The following is a 25,218-nucleotide window of genomic DNA, read 5'->3' as shown; positions in this document are numbered from 1 at the left end:
CCTTCTCTTGAAACTTTTTCCTATTTCGATCGTATGTTAATAATAAGGAATTATATATAGCATGTTACCCGACAATTTAATTGAAGGTGATTCAGTTGTTAATTCAAATTATTCAAATTATTATAATTGTTTTAGTCGTTCTTACTGTTTTAGCAGGGTTCTTTTTTGTGATTAGATTCGGTAGTTATAGTGGTGTAATCGGAGATGATAATCCATTTCTTCAAAAAGATTTAGCTGAACGAAGGAAAAAGTTTGAGAAAGATAACGAAGATAAAAATGAAAGTGATAATGAAAAGTAAAAGGAGTGGTTTTATGAACCAGAATGATCAAGAACGAAAGCGTTTAAAAGAACTCAGTAAAAATCCAATGGGTAACTTTTCAGATTCTATTAACCGCTCAGCAACAGGTGATTTAGGTGGATTAGCGCAAGGTGGTTGCCTCACTAAGCTTATTACTTTACTAGTCATTATTGGTGCTTTTCTTATATTATCCCAATGTTCCTTTTGAGAATATGACTTGATTCGAACAAGTACTCGTCCTAAATGTACATATTAATCTCATGTTTGTCCTTGATTATAAGAAGCTAATATCACTGCTATTTTTTGTTTACCTTCTTTTTCAAAGTGGTAAGTCCAAACAAACATCTTCCATAACATTTTTACTGTTGGTTTATAATTTGCTTTTTCAACACCGACTTTTTGCAAATAAAATCGCTTTATAATCTGGTAAATTCGTTTATAAACAGCAATATCTAAATAAATGATCAAGTCTGCATGTTGTAGACTTGATGATACCCATTCATAATGAGCACCCTCGATAATCCAACTATTTAAATTAACTATCTCTTTTAAATAGTTATCTCTGTCCTGTTCACTTCTTCTTATATCCGAAGGTTCCGCCCTTTTCCAGACAACATTATCTAATTCATAATGTGGTATAGAAAGCTTATCAGACAGCATTCGCGCCAATGTAGTCTTTCCACTTCCAACTGAACCTATAATATGTACTTTTTTAGTAATACCCTTTTCCACAAGAACCACCATCACATTTGTATGTATTCGTGTAACATTAACTTCTTAATCGCTTTACTCATTAATAGTACTATGATTAGGTAATTACCTACAAATCTCAAATCGCTTAAAATTAAAATAAGGAACAATAAAAGGTCATTAAGACTACTTTTATTGCTCCTTATTTTTATCGATTGTATTTTTAATCTTTTCTATTGTTCTTTTCTTTTGGCTCTTGATGTAATTTCTTGATCGCATCTTGTGTTTGTAAAGTGGAAGATCCCAAATTATTATTTAATGCAGCTTCTTCATTTAGTTTTTCTTCTTTAGCCATATTCTATTTCCTCCAATTTTCCAATCCGTTAATCATTAGACATTATAATGATAATTGTGTTCCCTTAACGTAGTTGCAATTTGTTCCGCAGTAACTTTTTCTTCATTAAATTGGACCTTTACTTCTCCATCTGAAGTATCTATTAGAACTCTTTCCATGCCATCCATTTGTGTTAAAATACTTTCGATTTCTTGTATCGGCTTACCATCAACTGCTTCCTTTACAAAAATTGTTACTTCAGCCATTAAAACTTCCCCTTTTTATTTTTTATATTAGTTTATCCACTAAGCCAAAAATGATGCAGTTATTATAGAAACAAATCTAATTGGTTGGTTAGCTTTAGCTATTCAGTAGATGGTTGATCTTGTTGATCCCCTTCACCGGATTCATTATCAGTGTCTGCTGTCTCCTCTTCAGCTGTTTCGCTACTCGTTTCATTTTCGTTCGATGACTGTTGCTCTTCTGTCTCATCACTAGTTTCTTCACCAGTACCAGTGGATTCCTCTTCGGTCTCTTCAGTTGACTCTTCCTCTTCATTAGAACTATTAGAACCATCATCTGTTTCCGTCGATTCTTCTCCCTCTGTATCACTACTGGGTTCTGTTTCTTCGGTTGTTTCTTCGGTCGTCTCTTCCTCTTCATTGGAATTATTAGATTCTTCTTCTGTTTCCGTGGATTCCTCTTCATCTGTTTCACTGCTAGCTTCCGTTTCTTCTTCTTCGGAATCACTAGCTGAGTTAGAATCAGACTCAGTTGAGTCCCCATCATCATCTTCTTCATTTGTAGAGTTTGATGGTGGTGACAAGTCGGGAACAAACTGATCCGACACCTCAGATGGTTCATGACCTTCAAGGAATAGTTCCGCTGATATTTGATCCACAGGCGTGTATGCACTAGCACGTTCCACTGGATCTGATCCTTTTTCCACTTCAATTTCTAGTATATTATCAGGACGTTCGAAATTAGCAATGTCCTCCCCAGAAATTTCACTCATTAAGCTACTGAACAGCTTCTGTGCAGTTTTTCTTTCAGTTTGTGATAAAGGGTTTGATCGATCTTTATAACCTGTCCAGATAGCTGCAGTATATTGCGTTGTGTAGCCAGCAAACCACGAGTCAGGAGCACCACCAGAATCAATGTTATTAGCCTGCTTAAAATCATCTGTATAGTTAGTAGTACCAGTTTTTCCGGCAATTTCTAGTCCTGAAACTGCCGCAGTAGTTCCTGTTCCTTGTGGATTTTCAATTACTTCTTTTAACATATCCGTAATCATATAAGCCGTTGATGCTTTCATCGCGGCATTCGTTTCATAGGAAAATTCCTCTACTGAGCCGTCTCTTCGTTCAACTTTAGTAATAGCATAAGGTTCATTATATACACCTTTATTTCCAAACGCTGCATAAGCACCAGCAATTTCCGTCGGGTTTGTTCCTGAACCGCCTCCGATTGCTGAACTCTCATACACTTCTTCCTCATCATAATTAAAACCAAGTCCATTTATAAATTCAACAGCATTTTCATGTCCGACTTCATTAAATACTTTAATGGCAGGAATGTTCCGTGAATCCCAGAGCGCCTCACGTATAGAGATTTCACCCTTAAATTCACCGTCCCAGTTTTCTGGCTCTCCACCGTCTTCATATTCAAATGCTTCGTCTTCTATAATATGCGCAGTTGACCATTGATTATTTTCAATAGCAGGAGCGTAATCTAATAATGGTTTAATTACAGATCCGGGTTGCCTGCTAATATCTGTTGCAAAGTTGAAACCTCTCTGCACCTCTGACCCATAGTTTCTACCGCCACCAATTGCACGAATAGCACCAGATTGTGTATCTAATAAGGTAACACCCGCTTGAAAAGGTTCGCCATTTTTATCAGCAGGAAAATCGATCATATCATCTGAATTCAGAATTTCTTCCAAGTTACTCTGTGCATCTGGATCTAGGGTTGTATGAATAGTAAGTCCGTCTTCAAAAATATTATAATTTCCCATTTCATCTAGTTGCTCAACCACATAATCAATAAATGCTTTGTCGCCTTGGTTGTTTGTTAATTGCGCGCGTTCTTCCTGATCACGCTCTACAACATCGTCTGTGATTGCTACTTGTTGTGCTTGCTCCATTTCCTCAACTGTTATTTGATCATGATAGTTCATTAAATAAAGTACCGTATTACGTCTTTCTGTTGCTTTTTCAGGATAATCATATGGATTATAATTATTAGGACTTTGTGGTATCCCAGCTAACAATGCAGACTCTGAAAGTGACAATTCGTCAATACTTTTATCAAAGTAATAGTTAGCCGCTGTCTCTATTCCATAAATACTGTCTGAATAATACGTTTTATTAAGATACATTTCCAAAATCTCGGTTTTACTGTAGTCCTGTTCGAACTTAAACGCTAGCCATGCTTCTTGAGCTTTACGTTCCAAAGATTTCTCAGATGTTAGAAATGACTGCTTAATAACTTGCTGTGTTATGGTGCTTGCTCCTTCAGAACCAAATCCTTCTGTAATGTTAGCAAATACAGCTTTACCTAATCGGATTGGATCTACGCCATAGTGATCATAAAATCTAATATCCTCTGTAGCAAGTACTGCTTCTTCGACTATTAGTGGAATATCTTCATAATCTATTAGTTCACGGTTTTCTGTGCCAAGCCTCGTGATAACATCTCCATTTTTATCCAGCACTTCTGATGCAATTGGATCGATTAAGTCTTCTTTATTAAGTGTAGGTGCTTGACTCGCATAATATGCGAATAAACTCCCCCCAGTTAGTATGGCAGCAATCATTAGCAATATTAAAGTAACTAATATTTTAAAAAGTAGTGATTTCTTCTTTTTTGATTGATTATTTTGTCGTTTTTTCTTTTTTTCTGTTCGTGAATTTTTATGCGTCAAGTATTTTCTGTCTCCTTCGCTTATTTAGCAGTTTAATTTATTATCTTTTTCCATAATAACTAGTGTTTATTGAAGAGTCTTTTATGTTTACCCGAGATTCACTGTCCTTTAACATTTTTAACGAATAATTTAAATTAAATCAGTAGCTAAATATTGGATTCAAGACTTAGAACCATCTAAGCATAAAAAAGAAGCACTTTTACCTCAGATGAGATAAAAGTGCTTCTTTTATTTAGCTTAGCGACGTCCTACTCTCGCAGGGGCAAAGCCCCAACTACCATGAGCGCTGAAGAGCTTAACTGCTGTGTTCGGCATGGGAACAGGTGTAACCTCTTCGCTATTGTCACTAAACCATTTTGAAGTTAGTGTACCTTCAAAACTAGATAAGAATTACAACAAGACATCATATATCAATCCAGCTCCAGCGTCCAGCAACTGGGTGGCTTCATCAATTTCCCTACGATAAGTCATCATCGATTCACTTACGTTCATCGTGATTCCTTTATCTCAGTCAATTCATTCCATCCACTGCGTTGCTAAACGGACGCTTACGCTTCTTTTTTATAGTTAAGTCCTCGATCTATTAGTATTCGTCAGCTACACGTGTCACCACGCTTCCACCTCGAACCTATCAACCTCATCGTCTCTGAGGGATCTTACTCTAAAAAGATGAGAAGTCTCATCTTGAGGAGGGCTTCATGCTTAGATGCTTTCAGCACTTATCCCTTCCACACGTAGCTACCCAGCGATGCTCTTGGCAGAACAACTGGTACACCAGCGGTGTGTCCATCCCGGTCCTCTCGTACTAAGGACAGCTCCTCTCAAACTTCTTGCGCCCACGACGGATAGGGACCGAACTGTCTCACGACGTTCTGAACCCAGCTCGCGTACCGCTTTAATGGGCGAACAGCCCAACCCTTGGGACCGACTACAGCCCCAGGATGCGATGAGCCGACATCGAGGTGCCAAACCTCCCCGTCGATGTGGACTCTTGGGGGAGATAAGCCTGTTATCCCCGGGGTAGCTTTTATCCGTTGAGCGACGGCCCTTCCATACGGTACCGCCGGATCACTAAGCCCGACTTTCGTCCCTGCTCGACTTGTAGGTCTCGCAGTCAAGCTCCCTTCTGCCTTTACACTCTTCGAATGATTTCCAACCATTCTGAGGGAACCTTTGGGCGCCTCCGTTACTCTTTAGGAGGCGACCGCCCCAGTCAAACTGCCCACCTGACACTGTCTCCGAACCGGATCACGGTTCTGGGTTAGAAGGTCAACACAGCCAGGGTGGTATCCCACGGGCGCCTCGACGTAAGCTAGCGCTCACGCTTCAACGGCTCCCACCTATCCTGTACAAGCTGTGCCAACATTCAATATCAGGCTACAGTAAAGCTCCACGGGGTCTTTCCGTCCTGTCGCGGGTAATGCGCATCTTCACGCATCGTATAATTTCACCGGGTCTCTCGTTGAGACAGTGCCCAAGTCGTTGCACCTTTCGTGCGGGTCGGAACTTACCCGACAAGGAATTTCGCTACCTTAGGACCGTTATAGTTACGGCCGCCGTTTACTGGGGCTTCGGTTCAGCGCTTCGCCCGAAAGCTAACGCATCCCCTTAACCTTCCAGCACCGGGCAGGTGTCAGCCCCTATACTTCGCCTTACGGCTTCGCAGAGACCTGTGTTTTTGCTAAACAGTCGCTTGGGCCTTTTCACTGCGGCTTCTCGTAAAAGAAGCACCCCTTCTCCCGAAGTTACGGGGTCATTTTGCCGAGTTCCTTAACGAGAGTTCTCCCGATCACCTTAGAATTCTCTTCTCGCCTACCTGTGTCGGTTTACGGTACGGGCACCTCTTTCCTCACTAGAGGCTTTTCTTGGCAGTGTGAAATCCGGAACTTCGGTACTTAAGTTCCCTCCCCATCACAGCTCAACCTTACATTGGACGGATTTACCTATCCAACAGCCTCACTGCTTGGGCGCGCATAACCAGCAGCGCGCTTTCCATATCCTACTGCGTCCCCCCGTTGTTCAAACGGAAAGGAGGTGGTACAGGAATATCAACCTGTTGTCCATCGCCTACGCCTTTCGGCCTCGGCTTAGGTCCCGACTAACCCTGAGCGGACGAGCCTTCCTCAGGAAACCTTGGGCTTTCGGTGAAGAAGATTCTCACTTCTTTTTCGCTACTCATACCGGCATTCTCACTTCTAAGCGCTCCACCAGTCCTCACGGTCTGACTTCGCTGCACTTAGAACGCTCTCCTACCAATCCAAGAAGTGCAATACTTCTTGGAATCCGTAGCTTCGGTGATACGTTTAGCCCCGGTACATTTTCGGCGCAGCGTCACTCGACCAGTGAGCTATTACGCACTCTTTAAATGATGGCTGCTTCTGAGCCAACATCCTGGTTGTCTATGCAACGCCACATCCTTTTCCACTTAACGTATACTTTGGGACCTTAGCTGACGGTCTGGGCTGTTTCCCTTTCGACTATGAACCTTATCACCCATAGTCTGACTCCCAAGGCAATATGATTGGCATTCGGAGTTTGACTGAATTCGGTAACCCGGTAAGGGCCCCTAGTCCAATCAGTGCTCTACCTCCAACATACGTTCCTTGAGGCTAGCCCTAAAGCTATTTCGGAGAGAACCAGCTATCTCCGTGTTCGATTGGCATTTCACCCCTACCCACACCTCATCCCCGCATTTTTCAACATGCGTGGGTTCGGGCCTCCAGTCAGTGTTACCTGACCTTCACCCTGGACATGGGTAGATCACACGGTTTCGGGTCTACGACCCTTTACTATCACGCCCTATTCAGACTCGCTTTCGCTGCGGCTCCACCTGTGCGGCTTAACCTTGCAAAGAATCGTAACTCGCCGGTCCATTCTACAAAAGGTACGCCGTCACTCATTCTTTTTCCCGAAGGAAAATATCGAGCTTCGACTACTTGTAGGCACACGGTTTCAGGATCTCTTTCACTCCCCTTCCGGGGTGCTTTTCACCTTTCCCTCACGGTACTGGTACACTATCGGTCACTAGGGAGTATTTAGCCTTGGGAGATGGTCCTCCCGGATTCCGACGGAATTTCTCGTGTTCCGCCGTACTCAGGATCCACGCTGGAGGAAACGTCCTTTTCATTACAGGGCTCTTACCTTCTTCGGCTGATCGTTCCAGATCGATTCATGTAAAACGTTTCTTTGTAACTCCGTATAGCGTGTCCTACAACCCCAAAAAGCAAGCTTTTTGGTTTGGGCTGATTCCGTTTCGCTCGCCGCTACTCAGGAAATCGCATTTGCTTTCTCTTCCTCCGGGTACTAAGATGTTTCAGTTCCCCGGGTCTGCCTCACTTTACCTATGTATTCAGTAAAGTGTCCTACTCCATTACGAGCAGGGGGTTCCCCCATTCGGAAATTCCTGGATCAATGCCTACGTACGGCTCCCCAAGACATATCGGTGTTTGTCCCGTCCTTCTTCGGCTCCTAGTGCCAAGGCATCCACCGTGCGCCCTTTCTTACTTAACTATATTAGTTAATAAAAGCGTTTGGTTCTTCTTACTTTGATATGATGTCTTGTCATATGTTAGGCTCACGTTCTGTTTTGTACAAAGTACAATCCTTCTCGCTTCCTAACTTCTTATCTAGTTTTCAAGGTACATAAAATGAAAGATACTTGATCTCTCAAAACTGAACCAAACCACACAGTATGTTTTCCTATATGTCCAGCTTCTAACACGCAACGACTAGTAAACTTCCTTCTCCTCCGTACGATAAGGCAACATCAACTCACTTTCGTTCGTTGTGTTTTCTTTATCTCCTTCGGTTCAGTCCAGTTCATACGTCGTTAAACGCGTGCTTACGCTTTTCATTTATCCTTAGAAAGGAGGTGATCCAGCCGCACCTTCCGATACGGCTACCTTGTTACGACTTCACCCCAATCATTGGCCCCACCTTCGGCGGCTGGTTCCTGTAAAGGTTACCTCACCGACTTCGGGTGTTGCTAACTCTCGTGGTGTGACGGGCGGTGTGTACAAGACCCGGGAACGTATTCACCGCGGCATGCTGATCCGCGATTACTAGCGATTCCGGCTTCATGTAGGCGAGTTGCAGCCTACAATCCGAACTGAGAATGGTTTTATGGGATTTGCTTCACCTCGCGGCTTCGCTGCCCTTTGTACCATCCATTGTAGCACGTGTGTAGCCCAGGTCATAAGGGGCATGATGATTTGACGTCATCCCCACCTTCCTCCGGTTTATCACCGGCAGTCACTTTAGAGTGCCCAACTAAATGCTGGCAACTAAAATCAAGGGTTGCGCTCGTTGCGGGACTTAACCCAACATCTCACGACACGAGCTGACGACAACCATGCACCACCTGTCACGCTGTCCCCGAAGGGAACGCCCTATCTCTAGGGTTGTCAGCGGATGTCAAGACCTGGTAAGGTTCTTCGCGTTGCTTCGAATTAAACCACATGCTCCACCGCTTGTGCGGGTCCCCGTCAATTCTTTTGAGTTTCAGCCTTGCGGCCGTACTCCCCAGGCGGAGTGCTTAATGCGTTAGCTGCAGCACTAAGGGGCGGAAACCCCCTAACACCTAGCACTCATCGTTTACGGCGTGGACTACCAGGGTATCTAATCCTGTTTGCTCCCCACGCTTTCGCGCCTCAGCGTCAGTTACAGACCAGAGAGTCGCCTTCGCCACTGGTGTTCCTCCACATATCTACGCATTTCACCGCTACACGTGGAATTCCACTCTCCTCTTCTGTACTCAAGTTCCCCAGTTTCCAATGACCGCTTGTGGTTGAGCCACAAGATTTCACATCAGACTTAAAGAACCGCCTGCGCGCGCTTTACGCCCAATAATTCCGGACAACGCTTGCCCCCTACGTATTACCGCGGCTGCTGGCACGTAGTTAGCCGGGGCTTCCTCGTTAGGTACCGTCAAGGTACCGTCCTGTTAGAACGGTACTTGTTCTTCCCTAACAACAGAACTTTACGATCCGAAAACCTTCATCGTTCACGCGGCGTTGCTCCGTCAGACTTTCGTCCATTGCGGAAGATTCCCTACTGCTGCCTCCCGTAGGAGTCTGGGCCGTGTCTCAGTCCCAGTGTGGCCGATCACCCTCTCAGGTCGGCTACGCATCGTCGCCTTGGTAGGCCATTACCCTACCAACTAGCTAATGCGCCGCGGGCCCATCTGTAAGTGACAGCTCAAAGAGCCGCCTTTCAACTTCTCTTTAGGTAAAGAAAAGTGTTATCCGGTATTAGCCCCGGTTTCCCGGAGTTATCCCAGTCTTACAGGCAGGTTGCCCACGTGTTACTCACCCGTCCGCCGCTCAATCCATAAGTTTCACCCCGAAGGGATTCACTTATTTCATGCGCTCGACTTGCATGTATTAGGCACGCCGCCAGCGTTCGTCCTGAGCCAAGATCAAACTCTCCATAAAATGCGAGCCTGCTGCTCAAATACTTAACTAGCTTGTTGTTTCTACTTACTTAACATACTGTGTGTTTCGTTCAGTTTTCAAAGATCAATTGCACTGCCTTTTATTTCGACAGCTGAAATATTATACCATTTGTAAATCAATAAGTCAATAGTTTATTTAAAAACAATATCTTATGCCAACAAGGCAAAATTGCTATTACATAAACACTGTTTTTCGACAGCTAAATAACTATAACATATTGAAACACAAAGTCAATGAAAATATTTATATATAAAACTATTAGTATGATTACTTTAGTAATCTACTGACTTTACTATACCACACAATATTCATCACTGTCCTCTTAAAAGCATTTTCGTAAAGGATAAATGATAATGCGATTTATACAAATTTTATTATTGTTTCAATTAGTTTGTCACGTTCTTCCCAAAAAGCACCATGTCCGCTATATTGAAACGGAACAAGTACTGATCCTTTAATGTTTTGATTTAGTTTCTGAGCACTTTGATATGGTATAACTTTGTCATGAACTCCATGAACAATTAAAGTAGGGACATTTATTTTTTGAATATCTCATCTAAGTTTTCGTTTCTTAGTGTGACAATTATTGCTGCAGTAGACCAACTAGCAGCTTCTAAGCCTATTTGCTGAAACCAATCTGAAAACTGACGAGAAATATATTGAAAGAAAAAAGTATTTGTTATTCCATGCATCATCTTAGGACGGTCATTTAATGCTTCCTTAATTAGGTTGTTAGCAGTTTCTGGTGAAAATCCTGTAGGGGCCGCAGCAGCAAGAAGCACAAGATTAGATACCCGGTGGTCTTCATAACGCGCCATATATCGAATTGCTATAGCACCACCAGTAGAATGACCTAATAAAATGAAGTTATCTAATTGGAGTATTTCAACAACACACATTAATAAAGCATCCATCTTTATTACACCAAATTATTTGATCTCAACATAATATATGCATCTGTTAGATATAGGTGAATACCTAGTGTAAACTTCCCTGAAATATTAATTAACAGCTAATTAATTCAGAAAGGGCTCTGTTACAAATTGAGACAGGACACAAGTGCTGCTGATTTCCTCGTTCTTTCAAAACTAACTTTCCCCAAGAAGGTATCTTCTGATAAACTCATTCTCGATAATTAAGCCTGGTAGAAAACGATGAAAGTAAGAGACTATCCCCATAATTCCTGCTATTTGCGCGGGTTCATAAATATGTTCTAACTGATGACTGTTTAGTGTGATCGGATACGGCATTTCTTCACGCACACGTTTTATCGCTTGATTTAGCAAATTCGATCTAAGCAATGTATATTCATTAGAGCTTATATATGGTTTAAGATCTCGCCACATCATTTCGAAAAAACGTGGGTAACACGCCAACGCTCTATAATCACTTGCCACATCAAATGAAGCATGTTCTTTAGCAACTTCTAACAAAAGTTGCTTTACATATAACGGCGCCGTCTCTACCTTTATCATTTCAATAGGTGGCATATTAAAAAAGCCTGGTTGAATTATTCCTTTCACCACCTTCTGTGACACAATCGGTCTTTCAGCCAAACTTTCCATCCAAGCACTCGCAATAAGAAGTAGTTTAGGATTAACGTACTGAAAAGTAGCAACCACATAGTTAATATGACTTAAAGTGCTTGAGGAATAATCTTTTTTTAAATCATAAGTGGGTATGCTTTTATTTAATAGAGGAAATCGTAAATCATTCGCCATAGATTCCATGTTGAGGCTAAGCATGTTTGGCCTCACTTGTTGCCATGCATGAACCAGAAATTCGGGATAATTCGCTAATGCTCTAAACAAAAAATTGACAATAGGGACCTTTAATACATATTTAATATCTTGATAAACCTCTTTCACAATCCCATGCGCATCAGCTTCAAATACTTCAGGTATGCCATATTGATTCAACAGCTACCACCTCTCTTCTATATAATAAGTTATATTATATGTTTATCAGCCAACAGAAATGATAATATGCAAACCTGTAGCTTGGTAACTAATTCATTCTAAAAATCAAGAGTTTTTTATAAAATACGTAATTTAACTTAATTAAATGTTCACAAAATCGTCACTTATGATAAAAATTTTAAACAGATATAATTACAGAGATGTTTATAGAGAAGGGATGTTTTTATTTGCCAAGTAATAAAAGAGAAGGGATCATTTTCGCTATTTTTATGTGTACGGGAATGGTTTTAATTATGACGGTATACAATACAATGTTACACGGTTTTGCATCATTCACATTTGGGAGAGCAATCATTCAATTTGCGATAACATTTGTCGTCGCTTTCGCTGTAGAATCAGTAGTTGAACCAAGAGCACGCAAACTCGCCTTGTCTTTTCCATATGATAAATCGAAACAATTAAACATTATTATCGCAATATCACTTTGTATGGTACCGACAATGGTTATTATTATGTCAGGATACGGACTGATCTTAATGGCCTTAACAACAGGTATTGAAGGTTCAATTTTCATTGCGTACCTTAAAACAGTTGGGTTAAACATTATAGTAGCACTTCCAGCACAGCTACTACTTGTTGGACCAATTGCGCGTTCACTATTAACGAAATACATTAAACCATCGACATCTAAACAAATGCAAAAAGTAAACGCATAAATAGAGAATGGAACCGTTCATATAAACGGATCCATTCTCTTCTTTTATTTAATTAAAAACTATTCAAATAGCAAAACCTCTGGATCCTTATCATAACAATGCACAAGCATAGCATGTAGTTGTCCTCTATGATGATAGATGTGTGCTACTATTTCTAATAGCCATTCATACCTTGTATATACCAAACCCCAATGCGAAGTCGTTTCAGATTGAAGTTCTTCCTTAGATAAAGCCATATAATTCTTTTTAAGTGAATCGAAATTAGTAAGCAAACCTTCTTTAATAGCGTCTAACGTTTGATACGATATAGTTGAATAAAAGGATTCCATTTCTGCTTGCGTTGCTTGATTAGAAATAAGCCAATCCGCTTTACAAATTACTGCTATATGTTCTAATAATTGCCCTATTGAATGCTTATTAGCGGTTGGTTTTTTCTGTAAATCTTCTTCCTCTAATGTATCTACTATTTTAATTACTGTTTTAACAGCTACTTCAATTTGATGCAACACACGATCACAATGCATAGATGACCCTCCCACGTTAAAGTCGACTGCTTATCTCGTTATTTATGTAATGTAGGTACTATCGTTTCTAATTCCATTAGGTTATCTATTACTATATCGGCTTGAGAAAGTTCATCTTCTCTTGCAAAGTCAAAATTACAACCTATTGCAATTAGCCCATTATCTTTCGCTGCTTTTATATCTGAAAGCCGATCTCCGATTACAGCACCATGTGTAATCTTATACTTTTTCATAATAACCTCAACCAAGTCTGATTTGTTCAAAGAATCTATTTGTTGAATACTAAATGTTTCAGTTACCCAATTATCTAATTTATAGTAGCTAAGAATTGCATTTAGATAGTCAGTTAAGCCATTACTTGCTATGTAAATTGCACAATCGTTTTCTTTTAATTTTTGAAAAACTTCTTTCACATATGGATACAAAGCGCCTTTTCCACTTTTTATGTTCTCCATTAATCGATCTAAAAAATAAGCATCTGTTTGTGCCCTTACTTCATTAGAATGATCCGGTAGTAATTCTTCCCATACTTTTTGTAAAGGCACACCCATAATCTTACGGTATGTACCAATAGGCGTCTTGCAATCCCATTTATTTTGTTCCCGTAACGACTCAAACGTATCGTCCAGAGCTAATTCTAGAATCTTATCTGTTTGAAAAAGCGTACCATCCATATCAAAGATTAGGTTTTGAGCCATAATTTTTTCTCTCCTTTTAAGCTTTGTGAAATAAGTTTAACATAAGTCACCAATCTCATTTCATGAAAATAAGTTTTATATATTTTATACTGATTTCACGCTTTATCGCTTTACTACAGTAGTGTAATAAATCTTTTTCGTTTATACTGAAAATAGAAAATAGAGAATAGTATCGGGGGATTTTAAAACATGAAAAAGATTGCGATTATAGGAAGCAGTGGTGGCAACTTATATAATTTAGGTGGGAAAGATCCAAAAAAGCTATTAAATGAGATAGTTAATCAAACTGCTAGTACAGCATTAGAGATTGAAGCTATTCAATTTATTTCAGCTAATGAATCTATGGATGTTGCTAAAGATTCAACATCCGCTTCGTTATGGACACTAGATAATTCGGGTGAATTTCATCAAACTAGTAAAACAACTTTAACAGAAATCAATCAACAAGCGCGTTTAGTAGATCAAAAGCTCGCAAAAAAATAACCGACGGCGATATTGACGGTTTAATTGTAATGAGCAGCGATCCCAAAGAAACAAACCAACAAGTAGTAAAAGCTGCCATTGAAAGTGGCATCCCAATCGTTGGAACTGGTGGTACATCAATGGCTTTGATCAGTTCAATGGGTGCAAAAGTCATTGCTACTTCCGGTACTACTGGTACAACAAATCGAACAAGAGCTGTTTCCTTTGTTACCTCACTTACGAATCACTTTGGTATTTCCTATCGCCCTCTACTAGGAAAAGCAGATAATAATAGAGATATGTCGAATGGATCTGGACTTAAAAATGTCAACATCCGTGGGATTATGATGGCCGCTTTGCCTGGATTTATTGCAATGGCACTTATTCTAGCTTTAAGTAAGGTACCAGGTTTTGGCATGTTGGGAGATGTGTTTGATGTACTAATTGGTGCTTTACCAGTTATCATTGCGGTTATTGCAGCCAAACAAGTGTCCGAATTAGATGAAGTATCGATTGTTGCTGGTGTCATAGCAGGGGTACTTTCTATAGATGGTGGTATTATCGGTGGAATGATTGGTGGTATTATTGCAGGTTTACTCGTTAGAGTGCTGTTTCAACAATTTGTTAAATGGCGGTTTCCGATGACCACTGTCAACATTGCCTCTGGAGGATTCGCTGGTTTAATCGCTGGACTATTAGTTTACTATTTCATCGGTCCGATTGCATTGACATTTGGCGATTTAATTAAGGATCTAATCGAAGTAACCGTAGCTTTTAACCCCATTATTGCTGGATTAATTGCAGGCTTATTAATTTGGCCAGCAATTCTAGGTGGCGTGTATCACGCAGCTATTCTTCCAATTGTTTTATTGGAAATGGAGAAAACGGGTAATAGTTTTCTAGGTGCAGTCGATATGGTAGGTTTGGTGATGGTTGCTGCAGGTATTAACTTAGCCAATATTATCAGTCCTCGTGATAAAGGGGAAGCAGCCGTTGCTACTCCTGGTTTTGCGATTAATATGGGCTTTGGTACATTTGTTGAATCTGCTTATCCATTTATGTTCTCTAGTAAATGGGTGTTTGCAGGGGCATTATTCTCAGGTGGCGTTGGTGGTGCATTAGTTGGTCTCTTTGATGTACGTGGAACAGCGTATGTACCAACATTCACCGCACCTTTACTTGCGAATAACCCAGTTGGGTTTATTATTGCCATGCTTGTTCCTTTTGTATTAGCTTTCACCATTACGTTTGTTGCAAATAGATGGCCAACTAGAAAGATAGAAGAGCATGAAAAAGCTTCGTGATCAAAATATGTTTTAAAAGATACAAAGAAAGCCTCTACGTTATGCACCAAACGTAGAGGCTTTCTTCTATTATTCTGCTTTTTCAATTCCCATCTCGTCTAACTTCAGCCATAATGTTTCTAATGACTTGTCTTTGTCTAAATAAAAGTCACTGCCTCTTATTCTCCAAAATGTCCAACCTACGCGTTCGAGAACACGTTGTCTGTCCATATCATCTTTCCATTTATCTAGACCGTGCCAATGATCGCCGTCACATTCGATCGCAAGACGGTTGCGCATGCCTTCGACCACGAGATCAATTTTTTTACCGACAGTTCCTACCTGAACTTGCGGAACGACACGGTAACCTTTTTCTTTAATAATATGAAAAACGTCTTCTTCCAGTTTCGAGTCGAAGTTATCGTTTACTTCTTCTATCTTATGTTGTGCTTTTAGTGGATCTTTACAGTACTTTACTAATTTATACCTAACACCTTCTGGATTTAGATCGTCTAAATCAGCAGAATGAAATAATATCATTTGATCACGTGCCCTACTGGCAGCTACGTTAAAACGTTGGTAAGCAGAGCGAGAAGTCATTGCATTAATCCGGACATTCGGTGCTGCAACGAGCGATAAAAAGATAACATCTCGTTCATCACCTTGGAAAGAATAAGCATCCCCACAAATTAATTTGCGTTTGACCATTTCTTCTTCACCAATCACAGCACGCAATTTATTTTCAATTAGTTTTGCTTGGTCATGTCCCTGTAAGGAAATTACTCCTAGTGTTTTACCTTGATAGCGTTTATCCTGACAAATAGTTGCGATTTCTTCTACGATTGCTTGCGCTTCTGGTTCGTTGATTGCTTTTTTAGTTTTTTCTTTTCGAAAGCCTTCTTTGACATGAACAGCACGTACTGGCGGATCTAAGGCTCCTTTACCAAGTGGCAAGCGTAATGGATCAATCATTCCACCATACATAAAGTCATTGGAGAACGCGATGATCTCAGGCACAGATCTGAAATGTTCTTTTAGAATGATTTTACTATCAAATACGCGACTTGCTGTATCATAAAGACTCGTTTTCATTTCAAACTGAAGTTTATTAGGTACATCCGCAAGATATTTTTCGATCAGTTCGTGCACATCACTAATGTCTGTTCCAACGCTTTCCGGACTGATTTGATTATCATCACCAACAATTACTACCTTTTTCCCTCGCAAAAGAGCACTTAAAGAAAATAGATTACTTTGTGAGCTCTCATCGACAATTACCACATCAAACTGATCCTCAGTTAAAGCCAAATTCTCAATCACACTTTTAATTGGCATAATCCAAACTGGAATGGCACCTCGCGCTATTGCCATTTCTTTACTTGCTTCTTTGCGATATATATCCACGTATTTACCTGTACCTTTACCAATACGTTGAATTGCCTTCATCCATGCAAATAGACTTCTCTTTTGTTCTGTTGTTGTCCGTTCGATCTGCGCTTTCCATGTTGATGTAGCAACAAGTTCTTTGATTAATCGTATTTCTTTCTTCTTTTCTAATTGCAAGTTTTCTTCAATTTCTTCTAACTTCGGTCGATCATGAATTCCTTCGATCCATGAAGTCAGTTGTTGCCATTTCCAAGCAAGCTGAAGATCATGTGGGGCTGTTACAACTTTACCATGTCCACCTAGCGCTTCTAGCTGTTCTACCCAAACTGGCGCAGCTTCTTGTAGTTTTTCTTTTAACGCTTGATACAGCTCAAAACGATTTTTAAGGTTTTCCAAACGTCTTAGTTCATTCCAGGCATTTTTCCATTCAGTCGAATGCTTGTTTTGACAAGCATTCCATAATGCATCAAGCAATGGATGGGTATTTGCATGTAAACTCTCTTTATTCAAATGGTCTGTCGTTTGCTCGAAAATCTGTTCCGCTTCATGTAACTTCTGTTTGAAATGAATAGCCGTTAAGCCCTTTTCTAAGAAGGTAAACCACTCAAGAGAATCCCAGACAGGCTTTGCTGGTATAACCATTTCTGTTTGAATTAGCTCAAGCTCTCTAATGACTTCCTTATCCCAGCTTAGTATTGTACAGATGTCTTCTAATAAAAGCTTTACCGTAACAGGCAATCGCGGTTGGTCTTCTGCAATTGATGGCCCTTGATATCCACTTAGGCTTCTATTCCATTTTAAGACTAGTTTTTTAATCTGCATGTTATTCTCAACGTGCTTTCGTATCTTCACGACGTCTTCTTTGGAACGCATCGGTAAACCATTTATCTTGATTGTCTCAAATAGATAATGATATTTTCGTCCAAAGATATTTTGGAACAACCATCCGATCGATTTGTCCTCATCTAATCGAGTCTCAATCGCTTGTAGGTCCTCTAGTACTAGATTGATATTTTGATCAGTTGGGACAACAATATCATCCTCTATTATTGCATTCGTAAGCTTTTCAATCGTTGCTAACCGTTCAGCTGTTTCCAAGTAGAAGTCATTCCAAGCTGTTAATCGCGTCGGGTCTGTTACTATTTCATTCAAAATTAAGGCACGCCACGACGATTCTTGCAGATAGGTCAACTTATTTATTGCGTCCCTTGTCAGGTTTCGTTTCTCATCAATTGAAAAGCTATAAGTGAGATCGTTTAATTCCCAATTTTCTATATGCGGCGCTAACTTTGTTGCCTCTTCTTCAATCGAAACAACAGCAGCTACAGCACGATCAAAAACTGGTGGTTCCACTAAAGCGTCTGTTGCAGGACGATACATGGCAAATGATTGTTGATCTTGCTGCGTAATCTCCCCGAGCAATTGAAAGAAAAGTTTACTTTCCTGCTCTGTAAGTGGAAAAGCCGTAGTAAGATCGAGCGGGTCAGGTAACCAGTTATGTGCTTGATGTTCTGTTAACCAAAGGGAAGCCTCAAGTGGTGTGAATAGGTCAGAACCTAATTCAATTGTCGTATTTTCCGCTTCGGCAATATCATTTATTAAGTTATCAAATTTTTCGATTTTTCGTTTGGTTGTGTCTATTTCCTTCGTTAAATCTCTAACATTCTTCTCTAAAATCTCTGGTTGCTTGTTATCTAAACTCTCAGCGATATGTTTAATTGATTCTTCTATCTCTTTTACCGACCTAGCATCACCACCGAGTACACTCACGCATAATGCTCTAATTTGTTCAGGAATTTTATCTCGAATCACTTGTAATGCCCGTTCTTTTTCACTTGTTACAAGCACACGTTTTCCATGAGCAAGTAAGTGACTGATCAGGTTTGCAATCGTGTGACTTTTGCCTGTACCAGGAGGTCCTTGTACGAGGACACCATCATTATTCGCAAGCTTTTGAACGATCAGCCGTTGTTCATTATTCGTTTCTAAAGGAAACAAGAGATTCCCACCTACATGTTCCCATTCTCTCTTGCTAGCCTCACGTTCAGAATGGTCTACATCTTCCTCAATCGTCGTTAATTGTTTCATTATATGTGAGACAGGATAGCCATCCTTTATTTTCTCAATAGCAGTAGTCAGTTCATTTACCCACAATCGCCCACCATTTTTACGGATAAAGATAGCCGGACTATATGTGATCAGTGGCTCCGCTTCTAGCAATGTCGGTCTCGCGGTCTCCTTACTGTATCTACCATCTGAACTCATTGTTTGAACAATTTCTTCAAATAAAGGCTCGATAGACTGCTCATCCCATGGATCTAACTCGGCGTCCATTAGCTCGGAGGTCTTTTCTAAAATTCGTGTCCTATTCGGAACTGGCACGTTTGCGAACATATCTGTCTCGACCTGTTTACCTTTACTAGTTGGAACAAGCGCAAATATCCCTTTTTTCGGATCAAATTGAAGCTCCATTTTTGTCACGATTAAATGGCGTTGAATCGCTTCATTTTCTATTTGCCAATTTAAGAGGCCATGCCCCCAGTTAATTTCTAAATCGTCGCCTTCTCGTTGGATTTCTTGATAAATTGCAAATAGGTAATCATATACAGATTGAATAACTAGTTTACTAGCTGCTTCTTCTGACCACGGCACCCATTTCTTGTTCAACCATTCGTTATAGATCTTGGTTCGCTCTTTATTATCTTGAAATGTCTCAGCTGTTGTGGGTTGTTTCGTAGGTTCCTCCCAATTCTCAATCCAGTTAATAATACGTGCAGGAGGCGTCGGTGCTACAGGAATTTTTTGTTTATGTATTTCCATCCACGCTACATCTATCGAACCTGTTCCATTTAAGAAACACCCCTCAATATTTGGTAAATCTTCTTGCCACCACACTTTTTGATAGGCTGTGATTCTAAGAGGAATTTTTTCATTTAAATTTTGCACTGCTAGTAAATACTCAAAAATCCGCGAAATGGCTGTTTGATCTGACATTGTATCCCGTCCTTGTTCCTCTATTTTATCTAGACATCACTTATTTCCGCCTAGTTATGTACATGCTAGTATCTAGTTATTTTAACATACATATCAGTTATCTAAACGTATTTATTTAGTTAGTTTAATTAACTTAGAATCAGATTTAAATAAAAGAAAGCAAACCGACTAAAAATTGATAGCTAGTTTACTTTCTTCGTTTATTTCCGTCAATCGTATCTTTTTGTCTAGTCTCCTCTGACTCGTCAAAGTCATTTCTGTGTTTTTTATTTGAAATTATTTTTATTATTCGGGAAGTAATTGCAGTTAAAGTAATCAAATAAAAAATCACTAAACCTATATACTCCCATGTTGCTACATTTTTATCTAAGATTCCATTAAAAATCACTAAATTTAAAAAAGAGAAAAGTAAAATTGAAATTATTAAATTTACGATTGGATTTTTAGTGTAATTCATAGAGTGTTAGTCATTATTACTTCTTCTTATTTTATTTATAATTAACCGAACAAGATATGCTACAACGATTAACATAAAGGCTAGATTTATTAAATCTCTAGTCTTTATAAATGAGTAGATGAAGATAATTGAACAGATAAATAGAATAGATAAATGAATTTTTTCCATTTTACATAAATGCATGTGTTTTCCTCCTAGACAACGCAAGAATAGTTATTAAAATATTATATGCTTTTTTCGTTACATAATGGTAAATTAATCATAATTGATTTCTGGTAGGTAGGGACCGCTCAGATTGTCTAGTATTACTCTTCTATGCGCCTATCTATTATACTTCTCTATTAAATCTGCTTTCGACCAAACTACTTCTGTGACGCTATGTCACTTTCGTACTCTTACTGTTAAAATGATAGTAGCGTAGGTTTTTGGATTCACACATAATTGAAACTATTTACGAGGAATTCGAATTATAAATTAATTAAGAACAGTTTTTTATGTATTTCTGATTTGTGATGTTATACATGGTATGCTATGCACAGCTACAAGACATAAGGGATGTGATCAAATGGACATAAAGACGGCATATCAAATATTAGGTCTTCAAGAAGGCGCAACCATTGAAGATGTTGAAAAAAGATTTTTAATTCTAATTAAAAAACAACAAACATTAAACTATCTTAAAAAAGATGAAAATACGATTGAACAAATAAATTCGGATCAAACAAATGAAGCCTATACAGTTTTGCGAGCTTATTTACTAAATGAAATGAATGATAAAATTGAAGTTTCTTGGAAAAAATCTTTCAAAAGTAACTTCCAACACTACTTTTACTACTATAAATACCCTGCTTTAGGTTTATTTATTGTAATTATATTGGTTATTTCTCTCATCAATAGCGTAGTCGACAGCAAAAGTAAACAGGCTGAACTTGCTGATCAAACGCCAATAGCACTTAATGTAACTTTATTTGGTGAATATATTAATGAGGACCTTTCACCTTTTCAAAACAATTTGACAGCTATGTTTGCAGAATGGAATCGTATTAAGGTAGATTTACTTTATTCACCTAGAGAAACAAATTCACAACAGGATTTAGGAGCAGCTGTAAAAAGTCAGACAATACTTACTGAATCATCACCCGATGTATTAATCGTTGATGCACACCAATTTGACATATTAGTAAGTAACGGATCTTTTTTAAGTTTAGATGATATCTCATCCGAAGCCCTTAAAGTTGCAGGTAAGGATCGCCTCCTATATGATCAAACCGAGGATGATAATACCGAACACCTTTATGGCATAAATATAACTGATAGTACGATTTTTCAAGGGGCTGCCATTTCTGGATCAGAAAAAATCGCAGTTATTGTTAAAGGAACCGATCGATTTGAGCGGGCATTAGAATTTGTCACCAAAACCTCTAAAAGTATTGATTAAACAAGAAAAGTCGTTTTCCCTATCGTGGCAGATATATTTAAAATAAAAGCCGCAACTAAATATTAATTTAATTTAGTTGCGGCTTTTACCTTTATAAAGCTTTATCCTCATTTAATTCTTTTAACTTAATTCCACACACTTTCCCTCTTTAATTGATTGATAAGCTGCATCTAAAACTTTCATATTTTGTAACATTTTTTCATTTGAATAACTTGGTTCTTTATCCTCGATAATTGCATTGGCAAAGTGCTCAACTTGTAGTTTATATTGATCACCAGCAACACCAACCGTTTCTTTACCAGTTGCATTTGTTATAATGATCTGACCCTCACCATTTTCATTAATATCGGGTCGATAAGCCGATAAAACGTCTATTGTTCCTTCTGATCCAACTATTTGATAAGCTTGTCTGTCTGTTACATCAAAGCTACAATCAAATGAAGCTTGGACTCCATTTCCAAAAGATAATATGCCTGCTACTGTTGTATCTACGCTATATTTAGGATGGATTCTCGCATTGGCATAAACTGCTGTTGGTTGTTCATTTAACAGATTACAAATGGAATGCAATGTATAGCTTCCAATATCATAAAGTGAACCACCACCCAGATCACTATCTAACCGAATATTTGAATCATCATCTAAAACAAATGAAAAGCTAGCACGCATAAAGGAAACGTCACCAATTCTTCCAGAGGCGATTATTTCTTTAACCAATTCATGTTGTGGATGGAATTGATACATGAATGCTTCCATAAATCTTACGCTATGTTCCTTGCAAGCATCTATCATTTCTTTTAATTCATTATAATTAAGCGCAGCCGGTTTTTCACATAATACATGTTTTCCGTGTTTTGCAGCCTCTATCACCCATTGCTTATGCAAGCCATTTGGTAAAGGAATATAGACGGCGTCAATATTTGGGTCTTTTAATAATTCCTCATAACTCGTATAAGCTTTTGGGATTTCTAACCTTTCAGCAACACTTACTGCCTTCTTTCCACGACTCGCAATCGCTTCAACTGTACCATTTTCTGATCGCATAATTGCTGGAATCACTTGCTCTTGGCCTATATTTGCTGTACTCAAAATCCCCCATTTTAATCGTTTCATTGTTTAGCCCACCTTTATAGCTTTATAGTTTAGCAAAACAAGATATTGCGCTTACATCACTACCATACACTAACACGTGTCAGTCGGTTCTCCTCCTTCATTTATTTTCCTTTATGATAGCTTTGATAATTCTTATTTCCCCCAGAAAGATTAAATACATCTTTAAAATCCATATTTAGTAAGACATTTTGTGCGGCGTTACCTGTAACACCCTTGTTACAATAAGTGACTGTAGGTAAATTAGGATCAAGCTCTTTAACGCCAGAACGTAATTTAGCTAATGGAATATTAATTGCACCATTTACATGAGCAACTTCAAATTGTTTAGGTGCTCGTGTATCAATAACTTGAAATACTTCGCCATTTTCCGTTCTATCAGTTAATTCTTGTGGCGTTATTAATCTGTTTTTCTTATCTATCGCGTTTTGTAACGCCATTCCTGTATACATAACTGGATCTTTCGTTGTACTAAATGGTGGTGCATATGCTAAATCTAGATGGAATAGATCTTCTGCTTTTGCGTTAAATGAGATTGCAGTTACGAATACATCAATTCGCTTATCGACGCCATCTTCTCCAATGATTTGCACACCAAGAACTCTACTAGTTTTTCGATCGGCAATTGCTTTAATTACCAATTCTTTTCCACCTAAATACTCTGCTCTGGCAGGTTTAATATTATGAAGCACTTCTGGATCAAAGCCTTCAGCGATCGCTTCTTTTTCACTTAGACCCGTATAACCAACTGCTAAATCAAATACTCTTAAAATACCAGTTCCTAAAATACCACGATGCTCTAAATCTCCACCTGTAATAACATCACCAGCAATACGCCCCATTTTATTTGCAGTTGAGCCTAACGGACGGTATATAGATTTTCCAGTTATAATTGAAAAGCTTTCCGCAACATCCCCAACCGCATAAACAGAAGGAATGTTCGTTTGCATTAGGTTATTAACCTTAATTGCCCGGGAAGCACCTAATTCGACACCAATAGATGCAGCTAGTTCTGAATTAGGTTTTACACCAGTTGCTAGAATTACCATATCTGTATCGATTAACTGTCCCTTTTCTGTTTCTACCGTTGTTTCTGAAATAGCAGTTACTTCTTCATTTAGCAATAAACTTACGTTGTGTTTTTTTAGGTGTTCTTCTACTCTATATGCCATGTCTTTATCCAAATGCGGCATGATTTGATTACTTCTTTGGACAATTGTTACATCTAATCCTTTATGAGTTAATTGCTCTGCCATCTCAAGACCAATAAATCCAGCACCAATAATGGTAACTTTCTTCGGTTTTTTCTCATTCATATAGGTTTCGATGATGCTTGCATGCCTAATCGTGCGTACATGAAAGACATGATCATGTTCGATTCCTTGAATATTGGGTGTTGTTGGTGTTGCACCTGTTGCAAATACTAATGTGTCGTAACTATCTTCTTTGATCTCATTGGTATCTAAATTTTTAACAGTTACTCTTTTCTCTTCTGCGTTAATCTCTGTTACCTCATGTCGGGTATGTATAGCCACATTATAACGTGCTTTGAACCATGCCGCGCTTCTCGGTGTTAATGTCTCCAACTCATCTACTTCTCCACCTAAAAAGTAAGGAATTCCACAGATTGAATAAGAAATATCATAATCTGCATTATATAAGGTTATTTCAGCATTTTCATCGTTTCTTCTTGCTTTTGCGGCGACAGACGTTCCAGCCGCAACTGAACCAATAATAAGTATTTTCATCTTTTAACCTCCACTATTATTCTATCTAAGTATTACTTAACAACACAGCTTTCGCAGTGTAAACGGGCAATTATGTTTTGAGATAACAAGGAAACCTCGTAATTCAAAACTAAATGCTTTAAAGTCTTTTCTGAAGTATGTTTCATCTTACGCACTTGAGAGAAACTCTGTGGTAACGCTCTTCATATCAATGGCAATATAACAAGTGTATGCCCCGCTTCTCAAGCGAAATGGGCTCCCTTTCCGCAGGCACGGCTTCCGAGGAAGTTGAAGCGTTGGGACTGCGATTACTCGTCCCGCCGAAAACATTTGCCCGCGGAAAGCGACTGTCTGAAGCGGAAATCAACAGGGCAGTTACCGCAGAGTCTATGGAAACTCATTAAGTCATTGACAACACTCATTTAGAAAGCAGACCTTTTAAAAATGTCACGTATTAGTGTAAATATAATCCAAGCCAAAGATTAACGCTTATTTATTAATTAAGAGTTAACAACACTGGTCCATACCTAATAGCACGAATTGTGTTCCATCTGCAGTTTCTTCATCATCCAATGTTAAACCTGCTACTGCATCTTTAACATCCTGATCAATTGCCACTTTAATCCCATCAATTTCTTCAATAGTATCGGTTGCTTGTACAGGATCTAACGAAATTCCTAATTGTGGTCCACAACAACCCGCTTCCATCGCATAAAAACGAATACTATCGACACCTTTTTCTGTAAAAATATTTTGTAATTTTGTTTTAGCTTTCTCGGTTATTATCATTCCATTTCCTCCT

At 39.1% G+C, this 25,218-nt stretch carries 21 protein-coding genes and 3 rRNA genes; 6 read left to right on the top strand and 18 right to left on the bottom strand.

Annotation, left to right across the window (positions count from 1 at the left end; translation table 11 throughout):
* Nucleotides 1-95: 95 nt before the first annotated feature.
* Both DM447_RS05500 and DM447_RS05495 read left to right on the top strand, forming a co-directional pair.
* Complete coding sequence (locus tag DM447_RS05500; protein WP_112180260.1) at nucleotides 96-299, top strand: hypothetical protein; 204 nt, start codon at nucleotides 96-98, stop codon at nucleotides 297-299.
* Between the two features lie 13 nt (nucleotides 300-312).
* Entirely contained in the window at nucleotides 313-507 is a 195-nt protein-coding gene (locus DM447_RS05495) for a DUF6366 family protein (RefSeq protein ID WP_112180259.1), read from the top strand.
* Nucleotides 508-557: 50 nt separating this feature from the next.
* On the opposite strand, the gene DM447_RS05490 is transcribed toward DM447_RS05495, so the two are convergent.
* From DM447_RS05490 to DM447_RS05455, 10 genes are all read right to left on the bottom strand, one after another.
* Nucleotides 558-1,031 carry a P-loop NTPase family protein gene (locus DM447_RS05490; protein ID WP_241964564.1) on the bottom strand — a complete coding sequence of 158 codons (474 nt, stop codon included), beginning with the start codon at nucleotides 1,029-1,031 and terminating at the stop codon, nucleotides 558-560.
* 181 nt (nucleotides 1,032-1,212) lie between these two features.
* Entirely contained in the window at nucleotides 1,213-1,344 is a 132-nt protein-coding gene (locus tag DM447_RS18625; RefSeq protein ID WP_269813827.1) for a hypothetical protein, read from the bottom strand.
* A gap of 35 nt (nucleotides 1,345-1,379) precedes the next feature.
* Nucleotides 1,380-1,589, bottom strand: a complete 210-nt coding sequence (locus tag DM447_RS05485; RefSeq protein ID WP_112180257.1) for a hypothetical protein — start codon at nucleotides 1,587-1,589, stop codon at nucleotides 1,380-1,382.
* A gap of 98 nt (nucleotides 1,590-1,687) precedes the next feature.
* Nucleotides 1,688-4,249 (bottom strand): transglycosylase domain-containing protein, encoded by a 2,562-nt coding sequence (locus tag DM447_RS05480; protein WP_112180256.1) that lies wholly within the window; start codon nucleotides 4,247-4,249, stop codon nucleotides 1,688-1,690.
* Between the two features lie 235 nt (nucleotides 4,250-4,484).
* Nucleotides 4,485-4,600, bottom strand: a 5S ribosomal RNA gene (gene rrf / locus DM447_RS05475).
* Between the two features lie 212 nt (nucleotides 4,601-4,812).
* Nucleotides 4,813-7,759, bottom strand: a 23S ribosomal RNA gene (locus DM447_RS05470).
* A 354-nt stretch (nucleotides 7,760-8,113) separates the two neighbouring features.
* Nucleotides 8,114-9,681: ribosomal RNA gene (locus tag DM447_RS05465) — 16S ribosomal RNA — on the bottom strand.
* The 16S, 23S and 5S rRNA genes sit together here, the layout of an rRNA operon.
* A 381-nt stretch (nucleotides 9,682-10,062) precedes the next feature.
* Entirely contained in the window at nucleotides 10,063-10,197 is a 135-nt protein-coding gene (locus tag DM447_RS18810; protein WP_369974661.1) for a hypothetical protein, read from the bottom strand.
* Between the two features lie 41 nt (nucleotides 10,198-10,238).
* Entirely contained in the window at nucleotides 10,239-10,616 is a 378-nt protein-coding gene (locus DM447_RS05460; RefSeq protein WP_369974660.1) for an alpha/beta fold hydrolase, read from the bottom strand.
* Between the two features lie 174 nt (nucleotides 10,617-10,790).
* Nucleotides 10,791-11,621, bottom strand: coding sequence for a halocarboxylic acid dehydrogenase DehI family protein (locus tag DM447_RS05455; protein WP_112180255.1), 831 nt, complete (start codon nucleotides 11,619-11,621; stop codon nucleotides 10,791-10,793).
* 227 nt (nucleotides 11,622-11,848) lie between these two features.
* Between DM447_RS05455 and DM447_RS05450 the strand changes: the two genes are divergently transcribed.
* Entirely contained in the window at nucleotides 11,849-12,337 is a 489-nt protein-coding gene (locus DM447_RS05450; protein ID WP_112180254.1) for a DUF2798 domain-containing protein, read from the top strand.
* A 59-nt stretch (nucleotides 12,338-12,396) separates the two neighbouring features.
* Here DM447_RS05450 and DM447_RS05445 read toward each other — a convergent pair whose 3' ends face one another.
* Nucleotides 12,397-12,861, bottom strand: coding sequence for a DinB family protein (locus tag DM447_RS05445; RefSeq protein WP_112180253.1), 465 nt, complete (start codon nucleotides 12,859-12,861; stop codon nucleotides 12,397-12,399).
* A 38-nt stretch (nucleotides 12,862-12,899) separates the two neighbouring features.
* Nucleotides 12,900-13,559 carry an HAD hydrolase-like protein gene (locus tag DM447_RS05440; protein WP_112180252.1) on the bottom strand — a complete coding sequence of 220 codons (660 nt, stop codon included), beginning with the start codon at nucleotides 13,557-13,559 and terminating at the stop codon, nucleotides 12,900-12,902.
* A gap of 189 nt (nucleotides 13,560-13,748) precedes the next feature.
* On the opposite strand from DM447_RS05440, the gene DM447_RS18480 reads away from it, so the two are divergent.
* The gene (locus tag DM447_RS18480; RefSeq protein WP_241964563.1) at nucleotides 13,749-14,042 is read left to right on the top strand and encodes a hypothetical protein; all 294 of its coding nucleotides are present in this window, start codon (nucleotides 13,749-13,751) and stop codon (nucleotides 14,040-14,042) included.
* Nucleotides 14,043-14,071: 29 nt separating this feature from the next.
* The gene (locus tag DM447_RS05435) at nucleotides 14,072-15,325 is read left to right on the top strand and encodes a PTS sugar transporter (protein ID WP_241964562.1); all 1,254 of its coding nucleotides are present in this window, start codon (nucleotides 14,072-14,074) and stop codon (nucleotides 15,323-15,325) included.
* Between the two features lie 69 nt (nucleotides 15,326-15,394).
* Here the strand turns inward: DM447_RS05435 and DM447_RS05430 are convergent, their stop codons facing one another.
* The 3 genes from DM447_RS05430 to DM447_RS18260 form a co-directional block, all read right to left on the bottom strand.
* Complete coding sequence (locus DM447_RS05430; protein WP_112180251.1) at nucleotides 15,395-19,684, bottom strand: AAA domain-containing protein; 4,290 nt, start codon at nucleotides 19,682-19,684, stop codon at nucleotides 15,395-15,397.
* 187 nt (nucleotides 19,685-19,871) lie between these two features.
* Nucleotides 19,872-20,141, bottom strand: coding sequence for a hypothetical protein (locus tag DM447_RS05425; protein ID WP_112180250.1), 270 nt, complete (start codon nucleotides 20,139-20,141; stop codon nucleotides 19,872-19,874).
* A gap of 6 nt (nucleotides 20,142-20,147) precedes the next feature.
* Nucleotides 20,148-20,324: a hypothetical protein gene (locus DM447_RS18260; protein WP_157967400.1), complete on the bottom strand. Its 177-nt coding sequence runs from the start codon at nucleotides 20,322-20,324 to the stop codon at nucleotides 20,148-20,150.
* Nucleotides 20,325-20,706: 382 nt separating this feature from the next.
* Between DM447_RS18260 and DM447_RS05420 the strand changes: the two genes are divergently transcribed.
* Nucleotides 20,707-21,579 carry a hypothetical protein gene (locus DM447_RS05420; RefSeq protein WP_112180249.1) on the top strand — a complete coding sequence of 291 codons (873 nt, stop codon included), beginning with the start codon at nucleotides 20,707-20,709 and terminating at the stop codon, nucleotides 21,577-21,579.
* 120 nt (nucleotides 21,580-21,699) lie between these two features.
* Here the strand turns inward: DM447_RS05420 and DM447_RS05415 are convergent, their stop codons facing one another.
* The 3 genes from DM447_RS05415 to DM447_RS05405 form a co-directional block, all read right to left on the bottom strand.
* A complete protein-coding gene (locus DM447_RS05415; protein ID WP_112180248.1) occupies nucleotides 21,700-22,692 on the bottom strand; it encodes a Gfo/Idh/MocA family protein in 993 nt (330 codons plus the stop codon).
* A gap of 101 nt (nucleotides 22,693-22,793) precedes the next feature.
* Complete coding sequence (locus tag DM447_RS05410) at nucleotides 22,794-24,437, bottom strand: FAD-dependent oxidoreductase (protein ID WP_112180247.1); 1,644 nt, start codon at nucleotides 24,435-24,437, stop codon at nucleotides 22,794-22,796.
* 486 nt (nucleotides 24,438-24,923) lie between these two features.
* The gene (locus DM447_RS05405; RefSeq protein WP_112180246.1) at nucleotides 24,924-25,205 is read right to left on the bottom strand and encodes an adhesin; all 282 of its coding nucleotides are present in this window, start codon (nucleotides 25,203-25,205) and stop codon (nucleotides 24,924-24,926) included.
* Nucleotides 25,206-25,218 lie beyond the last annotated feature (13 nt).

Origin of the sequence: Paraliobacillus zengyii (assembly GCF_003268595.1) — a bacterium.
GTDB classification, from domain to species: Bacteria; Bacillota; Bacilli; order Bacillales; family Amphibacillaceae; genus Paraliobacillus_A; species Paraliobacillus_A zengyii.
The sequence above is the reverse complement of the archived record's forward strand: the minus strand, read 5'-3'. Positions and strand labels throughout refer to the sequence as shown.

What these genes read in the sequence shown, in the direction of transcription:
- DM447_RS05445 (WP_112180253.1), bottom strand. Translation starts at nt 12,861, where the DNA reads ATGCATTGTGATCGTGTGTTGCATCAAATTGAAGTAGCTGTTAAAACA.
- DM447_RS05485 (WP_112180257.1), bottom strand. Translation starts at nt 1,589, where the DNA reads ATGGCTGAAGTAACAATTTTTGTAAAGGAAGCAGTTGATGGTAAGCCG.
- DM447_RS05410 (WP_112180247.1), bottom strand. Translation starts at nt 24,437, where the DNA reads ATGAAAATACTTATTATTGGTTCAGTTGCGGCTGGAACGTCTGTCGCC.
- DM447_RS05495 (WP_112180259.1), top strand. Translation starts at nt 313, where the DNA reads ATGAACCAGAATGATCAAGAACGAAAGCGTTTAAAAGAACTCAGTAAA.
- DM447_RS05420 (WP_112180249.1), top strand. Translation starts at nt 20,707, where the DNA reads ATGGACATAAAGACGGCATATCAAATATTAGGTCTTCAAGAAGGCGCA.
- DM447_RS05415 (WP_112180248.1), bottom strand. Translation starts at nt 22,692, where the DNA reads ATGAAACGATTAAAATGGGGGATTTTGAGTACAGCAAATATAGGCCAA.
- DM447_RS18480 (WP_241964563.1), top strand. Translation starts at nt 13,749, where the DNA reads ATGAAAAAGATTGCGATTATAGGAAGCAGTGGTGGCAACTTATATAAT.
- DM447_RS05460 (WP_369974660.1), bottom strand. Translation starts at nt 10,616, where the DNA reads ATGGATGCTTTATTAATGTGTGTTGTTGAAATACTCCAATTAGATAAC.
- DM447_RS05440 (WP_112180252.1), bottom strand. Translation starts at nt 13,559, where the DNA reads ATGGCTCAAAACCTAATCTTTGATATGGATGGTACGCTTTTTCAAACA.
- DM447_RS05430 (WP_112180251.1), bottom strand. Translation starts at nt 19,684, where the DNA reads ATGTCAGATCAAACAGCCATTTCGCGGATTTTTGAGTATTTACTAGCA.
- DM447_RS05405 (WP_112180246.1), bottom strand. Translation starts at nt 25,205, where the DNA reads ATGATAATAACCGAGAAAGCTAAAACAAAATTACAAAATATTTTTACA.
- DM447_RS05425 (WP_112180250.1), bottom strand. Translation starts at nt 20,141, where the DNA reads ATGAATTACACTAAAAATCCAATCGTAAATTTAATAATTTCAATTTTA.
- DM447_RS18260 (WP_157967400.1), bottom strand. Translation starts at nt 20,324, where the DNA reads ATGCATTTATGTAAAATGGAAAAAATTCATTTATCTATTCTATTTATC.
- DM447_RS18625 (WP_269813827.1), bottom strand. Translation starts at nt 1,344, where the DNA reads ATGGCTAAAGAAGAAAAACTAAATGAAGAAGCTGCATTAAATAATAAT.
- DM447_RS05435 (WP_241964562.1), top strand. Translation starts at nt 14,072, where the DNA reads ATGAGCAGCGATCCCAAAGAAACAAACCAACAAGTAGTAAAAGCTGCC.